Source organism: Natronococcus sp. CG52 (assembly GCF_023913515.1).
GTDB classification, from domain to species: Archaea; Halobacteriota; Halobacteria; order Halobacteriales; family Natrialbaceae; genus Natronococcus; species Natronococcus zhouii.
The window spans coordinates 1,151,550-1,167,189 of the sequence record NZ_CP099391.1; the positions used below are offsets into that span (position 1 = coordinate 1,151,550).

15 protein-coding genes are annotated in these 15,640 nt (G+C 64.6%); 10 read left to right on the plus strand and 5 right to left on the minus strand.

What is annotated here, in order from left to right; genetic code table 11:
- Positions 1-98: 98 nt before the first annotated feature.
- Positions 99-737, plus strand: a complete 639-nt coding sequence (locus NED97_RS05985; protein ID WP_252489810.1) for a helix-turn-helix domain-containing protein — start codon at positions 99-101, stop codon at positions 735-737.
- 32 nt (positions 738-769) lie between these two features.
- Positions 770-1,156 (plus strand): hydroxyphenylacetyl-CoA thioesterase PaaI, encoded by a 387-nt coding sequence (paaI, locus tag NED97_RS05990; RefSeq protein ID WP_252489811.1) that lies wholly within the window; start codon positions 770-772, stop codon positions 1,154-1,156.
- A gap of 8 nt (positions 1,157-1,164) precedes the next feature.
- Here the strand turns inward: paaI and NED97_RS05995 are convergent, their stop codons facing one another.
- From NED97_RS05995 to NED97_RS06010, 4 genes are read right to left on the minus strand one after another with little or no spacing between them, the layout of a single operon-like run.
- On the minus strand, positions 1,165-1,887 hold the full coding sequence (locus NED97_RS05995) for an ABC transporter ATP-binding protein (protein WP_252489812.1): 723 nt from the start codon (positions 1,885-1,887) through the stop codon (positions 1,165-1,167).
- Complete coding sequence (locus NED97_RS06000) at positions 1,884-2,684, minus strand: ABC transporter ATP-binding protein (RefSeq protein ID WP_252489813.1); 801 nt, start codon at positions 2,682-2,684, stop codon at positions 1,884-1,886. The genes NED97_RS05995 and NED97_RS06000 overlap by 4 nt, the downstream gene beginning before the upstream one ends.
- Complete coding sequence (locus NED97_RS06005) at positions 2,684-4,651, minus strand: ABC transporter permease (protein ID WP_252489814.1); 1,968 nt, start codon at positions 4,649-4,651, stop codon at positions 2,684-2,686. Before NED97_RS06005 ends, NED97_RS06000 begins: the two co-directional genes overlap by 1 nt.
- Positions 4,652-4,681: 30 nt before the next feature.
- Positions 4,682-5,944: an ABC transporter substrate-binding protein gene (locus tag NED97_RS06010; RefSeq protein WP_252489815.1), complete on the minus strand. Its 1,263-nt coding sequence runs from the start codon at positions 5,942-5,944 to the stop codon at positions 4,682-4,684.
- A gap of 312 nt (positions 5,945-6,256) precedes the next feature.
- Here NED97_RS06010 and NED97_RS06015 point away from each other — a divergent pair, with 312 nt between their 5' ends.
- The 4 genes from NED97_RS06015 (at position 6,257) to NED97_RS06030 (ending at position 8,880) form a co-directional block, all read left to right on the plus strand.
- The gene (locus tag NED97_RS06015) at positions 6,257-6,652 is read left to right on the plus strand and encodes a universal stress protein (RefSeq protein ID WP_252489816.1); all 396 of its coding nucleotides are present in this window, start codon (positions 6,257-6,259) and stop codon (positions 6,650-6,652) included.
- Between the two features lie 87 nt (positions 6,653-6,739).
- Positions 6,740-6,949 (plus strand): hypothetical protein, encoded by a 210-nt coding sequence (locus NED97_RS06020; protein ID WP_252489817.1) that lies wholly within the window; start codon positions 6,740-6,742, stop codon positions 6,947-6,949.
- A gap of 9 nt (positions 6,950-6,958) precedes the next feature.
- The gene (gene paaK / locus NED97_RS06025) at positions 6,959-8,245 is read left to right on the plus strand and encodes a phenylacetate--CoA ligase PaaK (protein ID WP_252489818.1); all 1,287 of its coding nucleotides are present in this window, start codon (positions 6,959-6,961) and stop codon (positions 8,243-8,245) included.
- Between the two features lie 173 nt (positions 8,246-8,418).
- A complete protein-coding gene (locus NED97_RS06030; RefSeq protein WP_252489819.1) occupies positions 8,419-8,880 on the plus strand; it encodes a MaoC family dehydratase in 462 nt (153 codons plus the stop codon).
- A 19-nt stretch (positions 8,881-8,899) separates the two neighbouring features.
- On the opposite strand, the gene NED97_RS06035 is transcribed toward NED97_RS06030, so the two are convergent.
- Complete coding sequence (locus NED97_RS06035) at positions 8,900-9,235, minus strand: 2Fe-2S iron-sulfur cluster-binding protein (protein WP_252489820.1); 336 nt, start codon at positions 9,233-9,235, stop codon at positions 8,900-8,902.
- Between the two features lie 86 nt (positions 9,236-9,321).
- Between NED97_RS06035 and NED97_RS06040 the strand changes: the two genes are divergently transcribed.
- From NED97_RS06040 to NED97_RS06055, 4 genes are all read left to right on the plus strand, one after another.
- Positions 9,322-10,086, plus strand: coding sequence for an enoyl-CoA hydratase/isomerase family protein (locus NED97_RS06040; protein ID WP_252489821.1), 765 nt, complete (start codon positions 9,322-9,324; stop codon positions 10,084-10,086).
- A gap of 446 nt (positions 10,087-10,532) precedes the next feature.
- Positions 10,533-11,021 (plus strand): universal stress protein, encoded by a 489-nt coding sequence (locus tag NED97_RS06045; protein WP_252489822.1) that lies wholly within the window; start codon positions 10,533-10,535, stop codon positions 11,019-11,021.
- A 173-nt stretch (positions 11,022-11,194) separates the two neighbouring features.
- Positions 11,195-13,171 (plus strand): acetate--CoA ligase, encoded by a 1,977-nt coding sequence (gene acs / locus NED97_RS06050; protein WP_252489823.1) that lies wholly within the window; start codon positions 11,195-11,197, stop codon positions 13,169-13,171.
- A gap of 202 nt (positions 13,172-13,373) precedes the next feature.
- Complete coding sequence (locus NED97_RS06055; RefSeq protein WP_252490579.1) at positions 13,374-15,611, plus strand: bacterio-opsin activator domain-containing protein; 2,238 nt, start codon at positions 13,374-13,376, stop codon at positions 15,609-15,611.
- Positions 15,612-15,640: the final 29 nt, after the last annotated feature.

The following is a 15,640-nucleotide window of genomic DNA, read 5'->3' on the forward strand; positions in this document are numbered from 1 at the left end:
GTCTCATTATAAACTACGACAGTTACGTCCTTAGCAGTTGACCGCCATATAACTTGGTTTTAAATACGGGCGGCGCGTGGGGTAATCCATAGTTCGACATGATCGACGAGTGTCTCGCCGTGGAGTTCAGGGTCCGAAACGACGACTGTCCGCTCTCGGAGGCGACGCGAGCGGTCGACGTCGAAATCGACGCCCGGGCGCCACAGCGACGCAGCGACGGCTACGACCTCCTCCAGTTCAGTTCGCCGACTGCCGACTCGCTCACGGACGTCCTCGATAACGACGATCGAATCTCGTACCTCCACGTCTCGAGAACCGACGGCCGCTCGCGGTACCGGTGCCTGTCGAAACAGCCCTGTGTCGTCCGTCGGCTGATCGACGGCGGACTCATAGTCGAGACCCTGCGCTACCGCGACGGTGCGGCGATGATCTTCGGTGCGGTCGTCGGGCGCGACGTCCTCAAGGGGGTCATGGAAGCCGCCGGCGAGACCGTCGGCGTCAAACTCGAGCGGGTTTACCCCCTCCAGTCGGAGGCAACGGAGTCGCCCGGCCAGCGGTGGGATCTCACGCCGGCCCAGGAGGAGTGCATCCGGACGGCTCTCGAGATCGGGTACTTCGAGATCCCGCGACAGGCCAGTTCCGAGGCGGTCGCCGACGAACTGGGGATCAGCAAGTCGGCGTTTCTCGAGCGGCTCCGCCGCGCCGAGGCGTCGCTGTTCCGACAGATGTTCCGCTAGATATATCCACTCGGAAGCCGCTGTGCCAAGGTATGACGGACCAGATTCGACAGCACGTCGAGGACGACGCCTACTGCGAGACGCTCGGAATCGAACTCCGCTCGCTGGAACCGGGGCTGGCGCGGACTCGACTCGAGGTCACCGACGATCTGACGAACTTCCACGGCACCCCTCACGGAGGGGCGATCTACTCGCTGGCCGATGCGGCGTTCGCCGCCGCGTCGAACTCCCGCGGAGAGACGGCAGTCGCGCTCGAGACGAACATCTCGTACCTCGAGGCGGTCGACGTCGGGACCGAACTCACCGCGACGGCGACGGAGACCCACGAGTCGGGCCGGACCGCCGAGTACCAGGTCGTCGTCACCGACGAGGACGAAGAACGGATCGCGACGTTTCGCGGACGGGTCTACAAACCGTGAGGAGCTGATCAGGCGGTGACGCCGAGGTATCTGTCGAGGATCTCCTCGTCGTCCTCGAGTTCGGCGGACGTCCCCTCGTAGACGATCTCGCCCTGGTTGATGAGGTAGTTCCGGTCGGCGAGTTCGAGACAGACGTGGACGTTCTGCTCGACCAGCAGGACGGTGATGCCCCGCTCGTTGAGGTCCTCGACGATGTCCATCACGTCCCGGACGATGTAGGGGGCGAGCCCCTCCGTCGGTTCGTCGAGCAGGATGAGGTCGGCGCCGCCGACGAGTGCGCGCGCGATGGCGAGCATCTGTTGTTCGCCGCCCGAGAGCGACGAGCCGGGATTCGAGGCCCGCTCCTGCAGATTCTCGAACATCTCGAGCGCCTCCCCCACCGAGAGGGAATCGACGTCCGGCGACCCGCCGTAGTCGGCGAGTTCGAGGTTCTCCTTCACGGTGAGCTCCGGGAAGATCCGGCGCTCCTCCGGCACGAGCGCGAGCCCCCGTTGAACGGTCTCCGTGGCCTCGAGAGCCGTGATATCCGTGCCGCGATAGGTAACGGTCCCGCTCGTCGGGGTGAGGATGCCGACGATGGAGCGCAGCGTCGTCGTCTTGCCGGCCCCGTTGCGGCCGACCAGCGAGACGACCTCGCCCTCGCCGACCGACAGCGACAGGTCCCGAAGTACCCGGGTCTCGCCGTACCCCGCGTCGACGTTCTCGAGGTCGAGCAGCGGATCGGCGCTCATTCGACCATCCCTCCGAGGTAGGCGTCCTGTACGTCTCGGTTCTCGGCGATCTCCTCCGGCGTCCCCTCCGCGAGGATCTCGCCCCGGTTCAACACGGTGATGCGGTCTGAGAGTTCCATGACGAGTTCGATATCGTGTTCGATGAGCAACAGCGTCTGGTCGACCAGCACGTCCTCGATCAGTTCGATCGTTCCCTGCGTCTCCTCGACGCTCATGCCGGCCGTCGGTTCGTCGAACAGCACCAGATCGGGATCGGTCGCGAGGACGACGCCGATCTCGAGCCGCCGCTTGTCGCCGTAGGCGAGCGCGCTCGCCGTCTCGTCGGCGACGTCGAGGAGGCCGATCTGCTGAAGGACGTGATCCGTCCGTTCGTTCATCTCGTCGTACCGATCGGTCGGTTTGAACAGCGACTCGAGGAAGTTGTAGCGATCTCGGTTGATCGACTGGGCGGCCAGCCGAACGTTTTCGCGGACGGTGAGCCCGCCAAAAATATTCGAGATCTGGAACGATCGTCCCATCCCCAGTCGAACCCGTTCGGCGGGCGAGCGGCCGGAGACCTCCTCGCCGTCGAAGTAGATCGAACCGTCCGTAATCGGTAACGCGCCGGTGATCAGGTTGAACAGCGTGGTCTTGCCGGCGCCGTTCGGACCGATGATGCTCCGGAACTCCCTCTGCTCGACGGTCAGATCGATCCGGTCGATGGCCGTAAACTGACCGAACTGCTTGACCAACCCCTCCGTTCGAAGGATCGTACGGTCGTCGGACCGTCGGTCGGCTGCTGACGTTTCCATCGCCATCAGTCGTCACCTCTGACGCTCGAGTCGTCGGACACGGGTTTCGGCCCCGGACCCGACCCGCCGGTCAGGTAGGGCGCGAGCTGACCCGGTAGCGAGACCAGCCCTTGCGGGAGGAAGATGACGAACAGGACGAAGATCGTCCCGAGCACCAGCCGCCACCGAGCGGTGAATCCGGTGAGGACCTCCTCGAGGCCGAAGAAGACGGCCGAACCGATGATCGGCCCGTAGAGCGTCCCCATTCCGCCGAGGATGACCATAACGATCACCTCGCCGGAGTGCAGCCAGTAGGCGAACGACGGCGTCGCGTACCCCGAGTTGAGCGTGAACAACGCCCCGGCCAGCCCGGCTAACGCGCCGCTGATGACGAACGCACGACGCTTGTAGATCGTCGTCCTGTAGCCGATGAACGTGGCCCGCTGCTCGTTCTCGCGGATGGACTTCAGAACGGTTCCGAACGGGGAGTTGAGCATCCGTCGGGTGAGCAGGAACGAGACGACGAGCGCCGCCAGTGCGACGTAGTAGAACAGCGACTGACCGGTTAGCGCCACCGGACCGACGAAGACGCCGATGTCGGAGAGACTGACGCCCATCCCGGCGAGTCCGTAGTACGTCGACATGCCGAACAGCCCCTCGGATCCGCCGGTAACGTCGAGCCGGTACAGCATGTTGTAGAAGAGCTCGGCGAAGGCGAGGGTGATCATCGCGAAGTAGACTCCCGAGACGCGGATCGAGAGGTAGCCGACGATCCACGCGATCGCGGCGGAGATGACGATCGCGAGTCCGACCGCAACGAACGCGGACTGGCTCACGTGCGACAGCGTGATCGCGACCGCGTACGCGCCGAGTCCGTAGAACAGGGCGTGACCGAGCGACACCAGCCCGGTGTATCCCATCACGAAGTCCAGACTGAGGGCGAACAGCCCCCAGATGATGATCTCGACCATGAACGTGACGGCGTACGCCGAGTACAGCGTGCCCGCTCCGAGGGGAATCAGCGCGAGCAAACCGACCATCGCGAGTCCCAGTCGTCTCCGGGTCTGCGATTCGAGTATCCCGCCGCCGGAGCCGGTGAGGAGTTCACCGCTTCCCTCCCCTTCGTGCGTTTCGGTCCCGAACAGCCCGTGTGGACGGAGCAGGAGCACCGCGATCATCAGCAGGAAGATCACCATCCCCTCGAAGATCGGCGCGTACGTCCGCAGCAGCGTCTGGATGAGTCCGACGAGGAGCCCGACGACGACGGCGCCCTTGAAGCTACCGAGCCCGCCGATGACGACGATGACGAACGCCGGAATGATGACGGACATTCCCATTCCGGGACTGACCGTCTGGTACCCCCCGAGGATGATCCCGGCGACTGCGGCGAGGGCCGCGCCGCCGCCGAAGACGAGCGAATAGTACCGATCGATGTCGATTCCGAGGTTCCGGACCATCTGCCTGTCCTGCGACCCCGCGCGGATGATCAGTCCGTACCTGGTGTATTCGAGCATCGCCCAGACGGCAAACGCCATGACGCTGCCGAAGACGATGATGAACATGTTGTACACGCTGGCGTTGAGTCCGAAGACGCCGACCGTCCCCGACAGCGCCGCGGGGACGGCGAGGCTGACGTTCCCCGTCCCCCAGACGAGGTATATCAGGTCGTTTATCACCAGCACGAGGCCGAACGTGAGCAGGATGTGATAGAGCGGGTTCCTGCCGTACAGCGGTTGGACCGTGTACCGTTCGATCGCGACCCCGATGACGCCGACCAGAAGCGGAGCGACGAACAACGCGATCAGGAACCCGGTACCACCGAACGGAACGACCAGCGCCAGCGCGAAGTACGCACCGAGCGCGAACAGTTCCCCGTGGGCGAAGTTGATAACGTGCATGACGCCGAAAATGACCGAGAGCCCGGCGGCCAGCAGCACGTAGACGATGCCGATCGTCAGGCCATCGAACAGCGCCTGTGGAAGTCCTCCGACCATTGTTATAGGAATCGTCGCCTCGTGTGCTCGTTACAGGTCACAGCCCGTCTCCTCGCAGTCCGGTGCGGCGTCCGCTCCGGAGAGCTCCGTCAGGAGTTCGACGTCGGCGAGTTCGCCGTCGTCCGGTTCGATGCACTCGCCCATCCAGACGGGATTCATCGCCTGGTGATCGCACTCCCTGAACTCGTTCGGGCCGAAGATGGTGTCGTGTTCCATCCCCGAGAGCGTCTCTCCGACCTCCGTCGGGTCGTCCGATCCGGCCTCGCGGATCCCGTTCGCGACCATCCGGATCGACTCGTAGCCGACGCGAGAGAAGTTGTCCGGCGAGTCGTCGTACTCGCCTTCGTAGGCTTCGACGAACTCCTGGTTGTCGCCGGTCTCGATGTCGGGGATGTACCGGACGCCGCTGTAAGTGTTGTACGCTCCCTCTCCGGCACCGGCCCGTACGGCCCGAAACGAGCCGGTGGTCGTCACGATCGGAATCTCGTCCTGTAGCCCGCGTGCGCCGGCCTGTGAGAGGAAGATCGCGAGGTCGGCCCCGGTCATCCCCACGATGAGCGCATCGGCCTCGTCGCTCGCGTCGGCAATCTGGCTGACGAACGCCTCGAAGTCCGTCGAACCCGGATCAGAACGGGTGACGCCGATCTGCTCGTAGGAGTCGCTGATCGACTCCATTCGCGTCTCGACCTCGTTCAGGACCGATTGGCCGTAGGCGTAGTCCGCGATGTGATAGACGATCCGATCGCCGAACTCGTCAGCGGTCCACTGGGCCATCACCTCCGCGATCTGTGCCGTGTTCGTCTCGAACCGGAACACGTACTCGTTGCAGTTCTCCCCCGTGATCGAGACGTCCGCCGCACCCGGCGTGTAGAGAACCTCGTTCTCCGCGGCGAAGTCGTTGATCGCCAGCGCCGCCGAACTCGAGATGCAGCCGGTGATGAACCGTGCCTCGTCGGACTGGACCGCCTCCTGGGCTCGCTGTGTCGCTGTCGCCGGATCGAGCTGCGTGTCGTACTCGCTGTACTCGATCTCGAACTCGTACTCGTCGCTCTCGTTGATCTGCTGGATCGCGAGTTCGGTCCCCCGGTGTCGCTCTTTGGCGAGATCGCTGAACTCACCCGTGAACGGCTCGAGGACGCCGAACTGGACCGTCTCGAATTCCCCGTCACCATCGTCTATCTCGTTCGGATCTCCCACACAGCCGGCCAGACCGGTCAGTCCGGCAACGCCCCCTGCCGTGACGGCTCTGAGAATGTGCCGTCTACTCCCACGGTGTTTGCCATCTCTACTCATAGACTCAGTTGAGTACAGTAGATCATAAAAACCGATACCCCTATATGGGGGTTTTATATTATAATTCGCCACGGCGCTGATACTGTTGAATGGAGAAACCGCCGCTATTCGGCCTTTGTGCGGCCGTTTCATCGGACCGAGAACGATCACTAAAAAACGAGTTGTCGATTCGGTGATCGTCACTCGGCGTTCGCTCCCGGTCGTGCTGTCGTCTCTCTCCTCGGGCCGCAGTCGCAGGGGTGCTTCGCAGCGGCGGTCGAGGGTACTGTATTCACCCCGGAAATTATGGTGATCGGACACGGTCGACACAGTATGTATCGAGTACTGGTCGCGCTCGACACCGACAGGAGCCGGGCGATGGCACAGGCAGCCATGGTGAAGTCGCTTCCGGCCGCAACCGAAGCGGTGTCGGCGATTCTCGCCCACGTGTTCCAGGAGAATCCGGAGGGACAATCGACACCGCAACTCGAGGGTGTCCGCCACGCGGCGGACGCGTTCGACGAGGGCGGCGTCGATTACGAGTACTACGAAACGAGCGGCGATCCGGCGAGCGAAATCATCCGGGCCGCCGACGAACGGGACGTCGATCTGATCTGTCTCTCGGGTCGCAAGCGGACGCCGACGGGGAAAGTCATCTTCGGCAGCGTGACCCAATCCGTCATTCTCGGTACCGACAGACCGGTCGTCACCGTCAGCCCCGAGCAGTAGTCGCCGCTTGCGGTTCTCCCGCGACGTTCACCGGACTGCTTTCAACCGGTAGCAGTCGACCGGCTCCGGAAAGGTCACGAGGCCCTCGTGCTGGACGTCGACACCGAAAACGAACGCGCGATCCACGTTGACCGGCGAACGGACTTCGAGACGGTCGAACCGCGCGGTAGCGACCTCCGGATGCGACTCCCGTTCGACGAGCCGATCGCCGAGGCGGTCCAGCTACCGCCGTCCGAGATTCCATCGAGCGCGGGCGGTCGTGAGCCCCATTATTTTTGGTGTATGAATTCGGAGTGAGGTATGAGGATGAGTTACAATCAGATCGAGGAAGCCCCTCGAGACGAACTCCGCGAGCTCCAGACCGAACGACTCCGCGAGACGGTGCGAGCCGCCTACGAGAACGTCGAGTACTACCGGGAAGCGCTCGACGAGGTGGGGGTCTCGCCGGACGACATTCGATCGCTCGAGGACGTCGAGAAACTGCCGTTCACGACGAAGGAGGACTTCCGCGCCGAGTACCCCGACGGCCTCTTCGCCGTCGACGACGACCAGATCGTCCGCATTCACGCGTCCTCCGGGACCACCGGGAAGCCCAAGATCGTCTCCTACACGCAGGGAGACATCGACGTGTGGAGCGAGGTCGTCGCCCGCTCGCTGGTCGCCGCCGGAACCGAACCCGGGGACACCGTCCAGAACGGCTACGGCTACGGCCTCTTTACGGGTGGACTCGGGCTTCACTACGGGATCGAAGAGATGGGTGCGACGGTCATCCCGATCGGCGGCGGACAGACCCAGCGACAGGTCGAACTCCTCGAGGACCTCGAGAGCGACGTCCTGAGCTGTACGCCCTCGTACTCGCTGTACCTCGCGGAGACCGCCCAGGAGATGGGCGTCGACCTCCGCGAGCTTCCGGTGTCGACGGTGCTTTTCGGCGCGGAGCCGTGTACGGACCCGATGCGCGAGGAGATCGAGGAACGACTCGGCGTGACCGGGATCGACATCTACGGGCTCTCGGAGATCATCGGTCCGGGCGTCTCGAACGAGTGCCACGAGGCACAGGACGGCCTGCACATCTGGGAAGATCACTTCTATCCCGAGGTCGTCGATCCCCAGACCGGCGACCCCCTGCCCGAGGGCGAAGAGGGAGAACTCGTGTTGACGACGCTGACCAAGGAGGCCCTGCCGGTCCTGCGCTACCGGACGGGAGACCTCACGTCGCTCACCTCCGAGACGTGCGAGTGCGGTCGAACGATGGTCCGGATGGACAACGTGACCGGTCGCGCCGACGACCTGCTCATCGTTCGCGGCGTCAACCTCTATCCCAGCGAGATCGAGGACGTCGTCCTCGAGTTCGACGCGGTCGCCCCCTACTACCGGATCGACCTCTCCCGGGAGGACGAACTGGATCGGATGGAGCTCACGATCGAGCGCGAGGAGGAGTTCGGTGGCGACCTCGAGGCCCTGCGAGATCGAGTTCTCACGCGACTCTCGAACGTGCTCTCGTTCACGCCGGACGAACTGACGATCGCCGACCCCGGCGGCATCGAGCGAACCGAGGTCGGGAAAGTCAAACGAGTGTACGATCACCGGTAGCGGGCGATCACCGTTCGAGGTGGAGACCGGAGTTCGGTTCGCGGCAGCGAGACGGCCGACGGTGTACCGATCAGTGACCGCTGTGGCTCGGCGGATCGACGTGCCGTCGTTCCCCGTGCCCGCTCCCGATTTCCGAAGTAAATTATTTATGCTGCGATTTTGATGACTACCCCATGGCATACAGTTACGAGCCGCACTACTTCGAGGACTTCGAGGAGGGCCAGACCTTCGAGAGCGTCGGCCGAACGGTGACCGAGGCCGACTTCGTCGTGCACTCGGCGCTCTCCGGCGACTGGACGGAACTGCACACGAACAAGGAGTACGCGGAGGACGGCCCCTTCGGCGAGCGGATCGCCCACGGGCCGATGACGTTCGTCCAGGCGACGGGCTTCGTCTATCGCACCGGGATCGTCGAGCGGACCGCGTTCGCGTTCCTCGGGATGAACTACATGGACCTGCCGAACCCCGTCCACATCGGCGACACGCTCTCGCTCGACATCGAGGTCACCGAAACGAAGGACATCGGGAGCCGCGACGACGCGGGGCTGGTCGTTCTCGACACCGAAATGACCAACCAGGACGACACCGTCGTCTTCCAGGGCGACATGAAGTTCCTCATCAAGACGAAAGAGTAGCCGGTCGGTCCCGCCGCGTTCACTCGGTCGTCTTCTCGTCGATTTTGTGTCCCCAGTACCCCGGGTGTTGCTCGACGACGAGATCGTTCTCGATCGTCACCTGACACGAGAGCCGGAGTCCGGCGTCCGGACGGTGCGGCGGCAGCGTGAGACGGCGGCGTTCCTTGCTCGTCGGTTCGTCGACTTCTCCCTCGACGATTTCCACGGCACAGGTCCCGCACATCGCGTTTCCGCGGCAGTTCATCAACCGCGCCTTTCCGTTGTGGGGAGGGAGGCCGGCGTCCAGAAGCGTCCGACGGAGGTTGTCACCGGTGTCGGCCTCGATCGTTTCGCCCTCGAATTCGACCGTTGGCATGCGTGATACTAGCACGACGACGTACAAATACCTCCGACCTATTCGGTTCGGCGTAGTTCTAAGTGGGAACGCGGTCCATCTCCGCTATGCAGACGCGTACCGAGGACTCCGTCCTGTATCTCACGTTCGACAGACCCGGCGCTCGAAACGCGTTTACCGAAGACGTTGCCCGCGACCTCGCGCACGAACTCGAGGAACTCGATCCGTCGGCGCTCGACGCGGTAGTCCTCACCGGAGCGGGCGATGCGTTCAGCGCCGGGGGTGACATCGAGGCGATGGCCGAGCGCGACGAGACGGCGGCGGAGGCCTACGACCGCGTCCGCGCGACGCTCGGCCTGGTCGCCGAACGGATCCTGACCGCTCCGGTCCCGGTCGTCGCGAAGGTCAACGGCGACGCGGTCGGGGCCGGCCTCTCGGTGGTCGCCGCCGCGGACTTCGCCTACGCCGCGGACTCCGCCCGGTTCGGCGCGTCGTTCATCAACGTCGGACTCGTGCCGGATCTGGGCGGGACGGTGACGCTCCCTCGACTCGTCGGCCTGCGGACGGCGAAGGAACTGGTGTTCACCGGCCGACTCGTCGACGCCGCGGAAGCCGAGGCCCTCGACCTCGTCAACGAGACGGTCCCCGACGAGGGTCTCGACGCGCGAGTCGCCGACCTCCTCGAGACGCTCGCATCCAAACCGACCGCAAACGTCGACCTGGCGAAGCGGGCGATCCACGAGAACCTCGGTCAGTCGTGGCGCGACGGCCTCGAGCGGGAAGCGCACTTCCAGTCGCTGGCGTACGGAACGCCGGCCCACACTGAGGGTGTCGATGCCTTCCTGGAAGGACGGTCGCCGAAGTTCGACTGACGTTTGGATCGCGCTCTCTCGAGACGAATCGCTTCGAGACTAGATCGGATGTGACATCTGACTGTTTTCTAGTCCTATAAGAATACGTATAATAGCTGGGCGGCAAGTGTCTTTCACCAAATAACCGCTTCTACGCGTTCTGCTAGCTGACCACGGCGAATTGGAGAGTAACTCGAAGACCGGTTCGAATAGAAGATGGAATCCCAGAGCCTGCAGATAACGGTTTATCGGCTCGTCTGTATCCGTATTGGCGAACCGTTCGATGAGATCGTCGATATGTAACCACCATTATTCTTTATAGTATCTCAAAACGATAGCTCGGGGTGCTACACCGCTCACCAGAGGTTGGTGGCAGCCCGGCTCGAAACCGACGACCGCTCCGCTGGAACTGGACTGCATGAATGCGAGCCGAACATTTACCTCTGCGCTCGGTGTGGATAACTGGTATGTCACTGCTCGTCCCCTTCGACGGATCACCCCTCGCAGTGAAGGCCCTCGAGCGGGCCTCGACGTTCGGCGACTTCCTCGAGGAGGAGGTCGTCGTGCTGACGGTCGTTCCGGACGACGACGAGTACGCTCGCGCCCGGAGCTGGATCACCGAGGGCGAACCGTTCGACCCCGAAACGATTGCCGAAGGGATGCAATCCCGCGTCGCGGACGTCGATCCGGAGGCGACGTTCCGGGTCGAACGCGTCACCTGCGACGAACCGACCGCGACGGCGACGATAAACGTGGTCCGCGAGATCCGCCGCGTGGCAGGCGAGGTGGGGGCAAGCGTCGTCTTCATCGGGTCGGAAAACGCGGGATCCGTGATCTCTCCGCAGTCAAGCGTCGGCAGCCCCGTCGCGAACGACCAGCGGTACGACGTCTACGTCGTCCGTCAGTCCGAGCGAGAATCCGGCGAGATCACCGACGTCGATTCGATGTCGTCGTAGCGCCACCGGTTGCCCAGCGCGACGGACGAACCGACGTCATCCACCGATACGTCCCCTCGTTCGACCGATTACCGTCTCCGGTCGAGCACCGGTACTGCTCGCCGGGAGCGATCCCGATGGGCCGTGTTCGGAGGAACGTTTATTCCGCTAAGCACCCTCGAGTCGAATAGGACATGGTCGACCGCAACGGGTGGGAAGAAGGCGCGTCCGTGCCGACGGGGTCGCCACACAACCCGCCCGCCTCGTTCGTCGAGCAGGCGAACGTCACGAACGAGGCCATCTACGAGGAGTTCGAGGAGCACTGGCCCGAGTGCTGGGAGCGAGCAGCCGATCTGCTTTCCTGGGATCGCCCGTACGAGACCGTCCTCGAGGACGCGAACGCCCCGTTTTACGAGTGGTTTACCGGCGGGAAACTCAACGCGTCCTACAACTGTCTCGACAGACACCTCGAGGCGGGCCGGAAGACCCACGCGGCCATCAGATGGGAGGGGAAGCGCGGCGAGCGCGAGACCTACACCTACCAGGATCTCGCCACCGCGGTCAACGAGTTCGCGGCGGCCCTGCGAGAACTCGGCGTCGAGGAAGACGACGTCGTCACGCTCTACCTGCCGATGATTCCCGAACTGCCGATCGCGATGCTCGCGTGTGCCCGCATCGGTGCGCCCCACTCGGTCGTCTTCGCCGGGCTCTCCGCGGACGCGCTCGCGACGCGGATGGACGCCGCCGACAGCGAGTACCTCGTCACCTGCGACGGCTACTACCGCCGCGGCGACGCGTTCAACCAGAAGAGCAAGGCCGACAACGCACGGATTACGCTCGAGCAGGACGTCGAGACCGTCGTCGTCGATCGGCTCGGCGAGGATCTGCCACACGTCCTCGGCGATGAGGAGCACGATTACGACGAACTGGTCGAACGACACGCCGGCGAGACCGTCGAACCGGTTTCGCGAGACGCGGAAGATATGCTGTTCCTGATGTACACGTCGGGGACGACGGGCGAACCGAAGGGCGTCGTCCACACGACGGGCGGCTACCTCGCACACGTCGCCTGGACCTCCCGCGCGGTACTGGACGTCAAACCCGAGGATACGTACTGGTGTGCGGCCGACATCGGCTGGATCACGGGCCACTCCTACATCGTCTACGGACCGCTCGCGCTCGGGACGACGTCGGTCATGTACGAGGGGACGCCGGACTACCCGGATCGAGATCGGCTCTGGGAGATCGTCGATCGGAACGCGGTCGACGTCTTCTACACGGCGCCGACGGCGATCCGCGCGTTCATGAAGTGGGGCAAGGAGTACCCTGCCCGGCACGACCTCTCCTCGCTGCGCCTGCTCGGGACCGTCGGCGAGGCGATCAGTTCGCGACCCTGGAACTGGTATCGCGAGCACGTCGGCGGCGGAGAGTGTCCGATCGTCGACACCTGGTGGCAGACCGAGACGGGTGCGATAACCATCTCGACGCTCCCCGGCATCGACGAGATGAAACCCGGCTCCGCCGGACCGGCCCTGCCCGGTATCGACGCACGCGTCGTCGACGCCGAGGGTGAGGACGTCGACCCCGGCGAGACCGGCTATCTCACTATCGCCCAACCCTGGCCGGGAATGGCGCGGACGCTGTACGACGGCGAAGAGCAGTACCGATCCGAGTACTGGGAACAGTTCTCCGAACCCGACCGCGACCGCTGGTGGTACTTCAGCGGCGACGCCGCGACCGTCGACGAGGACGGCTACGTCACCGTTCTCGGCCGGGTCGACGACGTGATCAACGTCGCCGGCCGGCGCCTGAGTACGATGGAAATCGAGAGCGTGATCGCCGACGTCGACGGCGTCGTGGAGGCCGCCGTCGTCGGCCGCTCGAGCGACACCGAGGGTACCGAGATCTACGCGTACGTGAGCACCGAGGGAGACTGCGAACCGGGCGAGACCGTTCGCGAATCGATCACCGAGCGCATCGAGACGGCCATCGGATCGATCGCCAGCCCCGAAGTGGTGATCTTCACGCCGGAACTACCCAAGACCCGCTCGGGGAAGATCGTGCGGCGGTTGCTCGAGGACGTCGCGAACGGCAACCAGCTGGGTGACACGAGCGCGCTCCGAAATCCGGAGATCATCGGCGAGATCCAGACCGAAATCGGGCAGGAGTGATCCCGTTTCGGATTTCCAAGCAGGACGAAACGGCCTACTGACCAACACCATCCACCACTGATGGGATTTTCCTTCAGATCCCCGACCGATGCCGACACAGTTATTTTCGTGAATTCAAAATAGGCGAAACGTGAGCCTCGAGGAGTCCGAGCCGTCGGAGTCGTTCGAATCGTCGGAGCCGTCCGAACCGGCCGAACCGTCGGTGTTGTCCCGCCAGCAGTACGAGTCGCTCCTCGACGCCGCCGAGACGTACCGCGAGGCGCTCGTCGTTCGCTGCTGTGGCGACGTCGGACTGCGTCCGAGCGAGATCGCGCGTCTCAGCACCGACGCCATCGACCAGGTGCAGACCGAGCCACCTCGATACCTTCTCCGGCTTCCCGCCGGTGAGGACGGCAATCGTCGAACCGCCTACCTCCCGACGGCCGTCGAACGAAAGCTGCGCCGATACGCGCGAAGCAACGGCCTGTCTAGCGACGAGCCGATCTTTTCCGTGACGCCGCGGCGCCTCCAGATGCTCGTCGCCGACGTCGCCGAGCGGGCCGGCGACCTGTTCGACGACCCGGTTCTCGAGGCCGTCTCGACGAGCGACCTCCGCCGGTACTTCGCCCACACCGCACTCGTCGACCACGACGTCAACCCGCGAGTCGTCAAGACCGTCGGCGGCTGGCGGAGTTTCGAGGCTCTCGAGTCCTACCTTTCGGAACCGACCGACGCGGAGATCGTCGACGCCTTCGCCACGATCGAAACGGGATCCGGGAATCGATTTCCGGCGGAGCGAGACGTGAGCGACGAGAGCGTCGTTCGGTCGCTGCTCGCCGCGAGCGACCGATATGCGCTGGTCCGACTCGACGCGGACGGCTACGTCGAACGCTGGAACCGGAGCGCCGAGTCGATCTTCGGCTACCGGGCGGGCGAGATCGTCGGCACGCACGTCTCCGCGTTCTACGACGACGACGCGGTCGAGCGCGGCGCGCCCGAACGAACGCTGTCACGGGCGCTCGAGGAGTCGGGGTACGAAGACAGCGGCTGGCGGGTTCGAAGGGACGGCTCGCAGTTCCGCGCGACGGAGGTCGTCACGCCGCTTCGCGACGAGGCGCGCGAGATCCGCGGCTTCGCCCTCCTCGTTCGGGACGTCTCGACCCAGTACGAACGACTCGAGGGGCTCCGCTCGGCCCGCGACGACCTCGACCGACTCTACGGCGTTGCCGAGCGCCATCGGGCCGTAACGGATGCTCTGCTCGAGGCGACGGGCCACGGCGAAGCCGAGACGGCGACCTGTACGGAACTGACCGAGGGGTCGGCGTACGACGTCGCCTGGATCGATCGAACGGCCCACGCGGATCGCCGCCGGGAGTGGCGGACCGCGAGCGGACTCGAGCACGACCAGATCGATCGGCTCGTTCCCGAGGAGTGGCCGGAACCGCAGCCCCGGGCGTCTTTCGGGTCCGGTTCGGTGACCGACGAGGAACGCGGGACCGCTCCAACCCCCCTCGATTCCACCGCGGACGACGCAGTGGTGACTGAATCGCAGTCGGTGACGGTCGCGAGCGACGTTCGAGCGGGGTTCGACGACGGAGACGGGACCTTCGAAGGTCACGTCGCGACGGTGCCGCTGTGCTACGGTGACACCGTCTACGGCACGCTCTCGGTCGCGACCGAGCGATCGAACGCGTTCGACGGAGCCGAACGCGCGTGGCTCGAGACGATCGGCAGTCAGGTCGGCTACGCCATCGCGGCGATCCGCCGGCGCAATCTCCTGCTGTCCGACCGGGTGGTCGAGCTCGAGTTCACCTGTCGCGACGAGGGGTCGTTCTTCGTCGACGCAACCCGTCGGCTCGGGTGCCGGTTCGAACTCGACTCGCTCGTCCCGCTCTCGGAGTCGACGCAGCTGTACTACGTCCGTCTCGAGGGCGCCTCGCCGGCCGACGTCTTCGAACTCGCCGACGTGGACCCGGGGATCGACGACTGTCGGTTGATCGAGACCTACGAGGACGCCTGTCGAATCGAGTTCGTCGTCGAGGGCTCCTCGCCGACGCTGACGCTCACCGAGTACGCCGTTACCGTCCGGGAGGCGGTCTTCGAGGACGGCACCGCGACGATCACGGCCGAGTGTGCGGCGGACGCCGACCTTCGGACGATCGTCTCCGGACTGCGATCGGCCTTCCCGGACTCCGAACTCGTCGGAAAACGCGAGGCCGAGCGGGCCGTACAGACCGGCCGGGAGTTTCGAGAAGGGCTCGAGGAACGACTCACCGACCGCCAGGAGGCCGCGCTCAGGGCGGCCTACTCCGGGGGGTACTACGACTGGCCCCGCGAGAGCACGGCCGAGGAGATCGCGGACGCGATGGGTGTCTCGTCGCCGACGCTGCACAGTCACCTTCGCAAGGGACAACACGAGTTGCTTCGGACGTTCTTCGACGATCCGTCGACCGACGAGTGAGGGGCCGATTTCCTCGCCGGATGGCTCGC

Coding starts and splice junctions, on each gene's coding strand:
- NED97_RS06045 (WP_252489822.1), top strand. CDS start 10,533: ATGTCACTGCTCGTCCCCTTCGACGGATCACCCCTCGCAGTGAAGGCC.
- acs (WP_252489823.1), top strand. CDS start 11,195: ATGGTCGACCGCAACGGGTGGGAAGAAGGCGCGTCCGTGCCGACGGGG.
- NED97_RS05985 (WP_252489810.1), top strand. CDS start 99: ATGATCGACGAGTGTCTCGCCGTGGAGTTCAGGGTCCGAAACGACGAC.
- paaK (WP_252489818.1), top strand. CDS start 6,959: ATGAGTTACAATCAGATCGAGGAAGCCCCTCGAGACGAACTCCGCGAG.
- NED97_RS06035 (WP_252489820.1), bottom strand. CDS start 9,235: ATGCCAACGGTCGAATTCGAGGGCGAAACGATCGAGGCCGACACCGGT.
- NED97_RS05995 (WP_252489812.1), bottom strand. CDS start 1,887: ATGAGCGCCGATCCGCTGCTCGACCTCGAGAACGTCGACGCGGGGTAC.
- NED97_RS06010 (WP_252489815.1), bottom strand. CDS start 5,944: ATGAGTAGAGATGGCAAACACCGTGGGAGTAGACGGCACATTCTCAGA.
- NED97_RS06030 (WP_252489819.1), top strand. CDS start 8,419: ATGGCATACAGTTACGAGCCGCACTACTTCGAGGACTTCGAGGAGGGC.
- NED97_RS06000 (WP_252489813.1), bottom strand. CDS start 2,684: ATGGCGATGGAAACGTCAGCAGCCGACCGACGGTCCGACGACCGTACG.
- NED97_RS06005 (WP_252489814.1), bottom strand. CDS start 4,651: ATGGTCGGAGGACTTCCACAGGCGCTGTTCGATGGCCTGACGATCGGC.
- NED97_RS06015 (WP_252489816.1), top strand. CDS start 6,257: ATGTATCGAGTACTGGTCGCGCTCGACACCGACAGGAGCCGGGCGATG.
- NED97_RS06040 (WP_252489821.1), top strand. CDS start 9,322: ATGCAGACGCGTACCGAGGACTCCGTCCTGTATCTCACGTTCGACAGA.
- paaI (WP_252489811.1), top strand. CDS start 770: ATGACGGACCAGATTCGACAGCACGTCGAGGACGACGCCTACTGCGAG.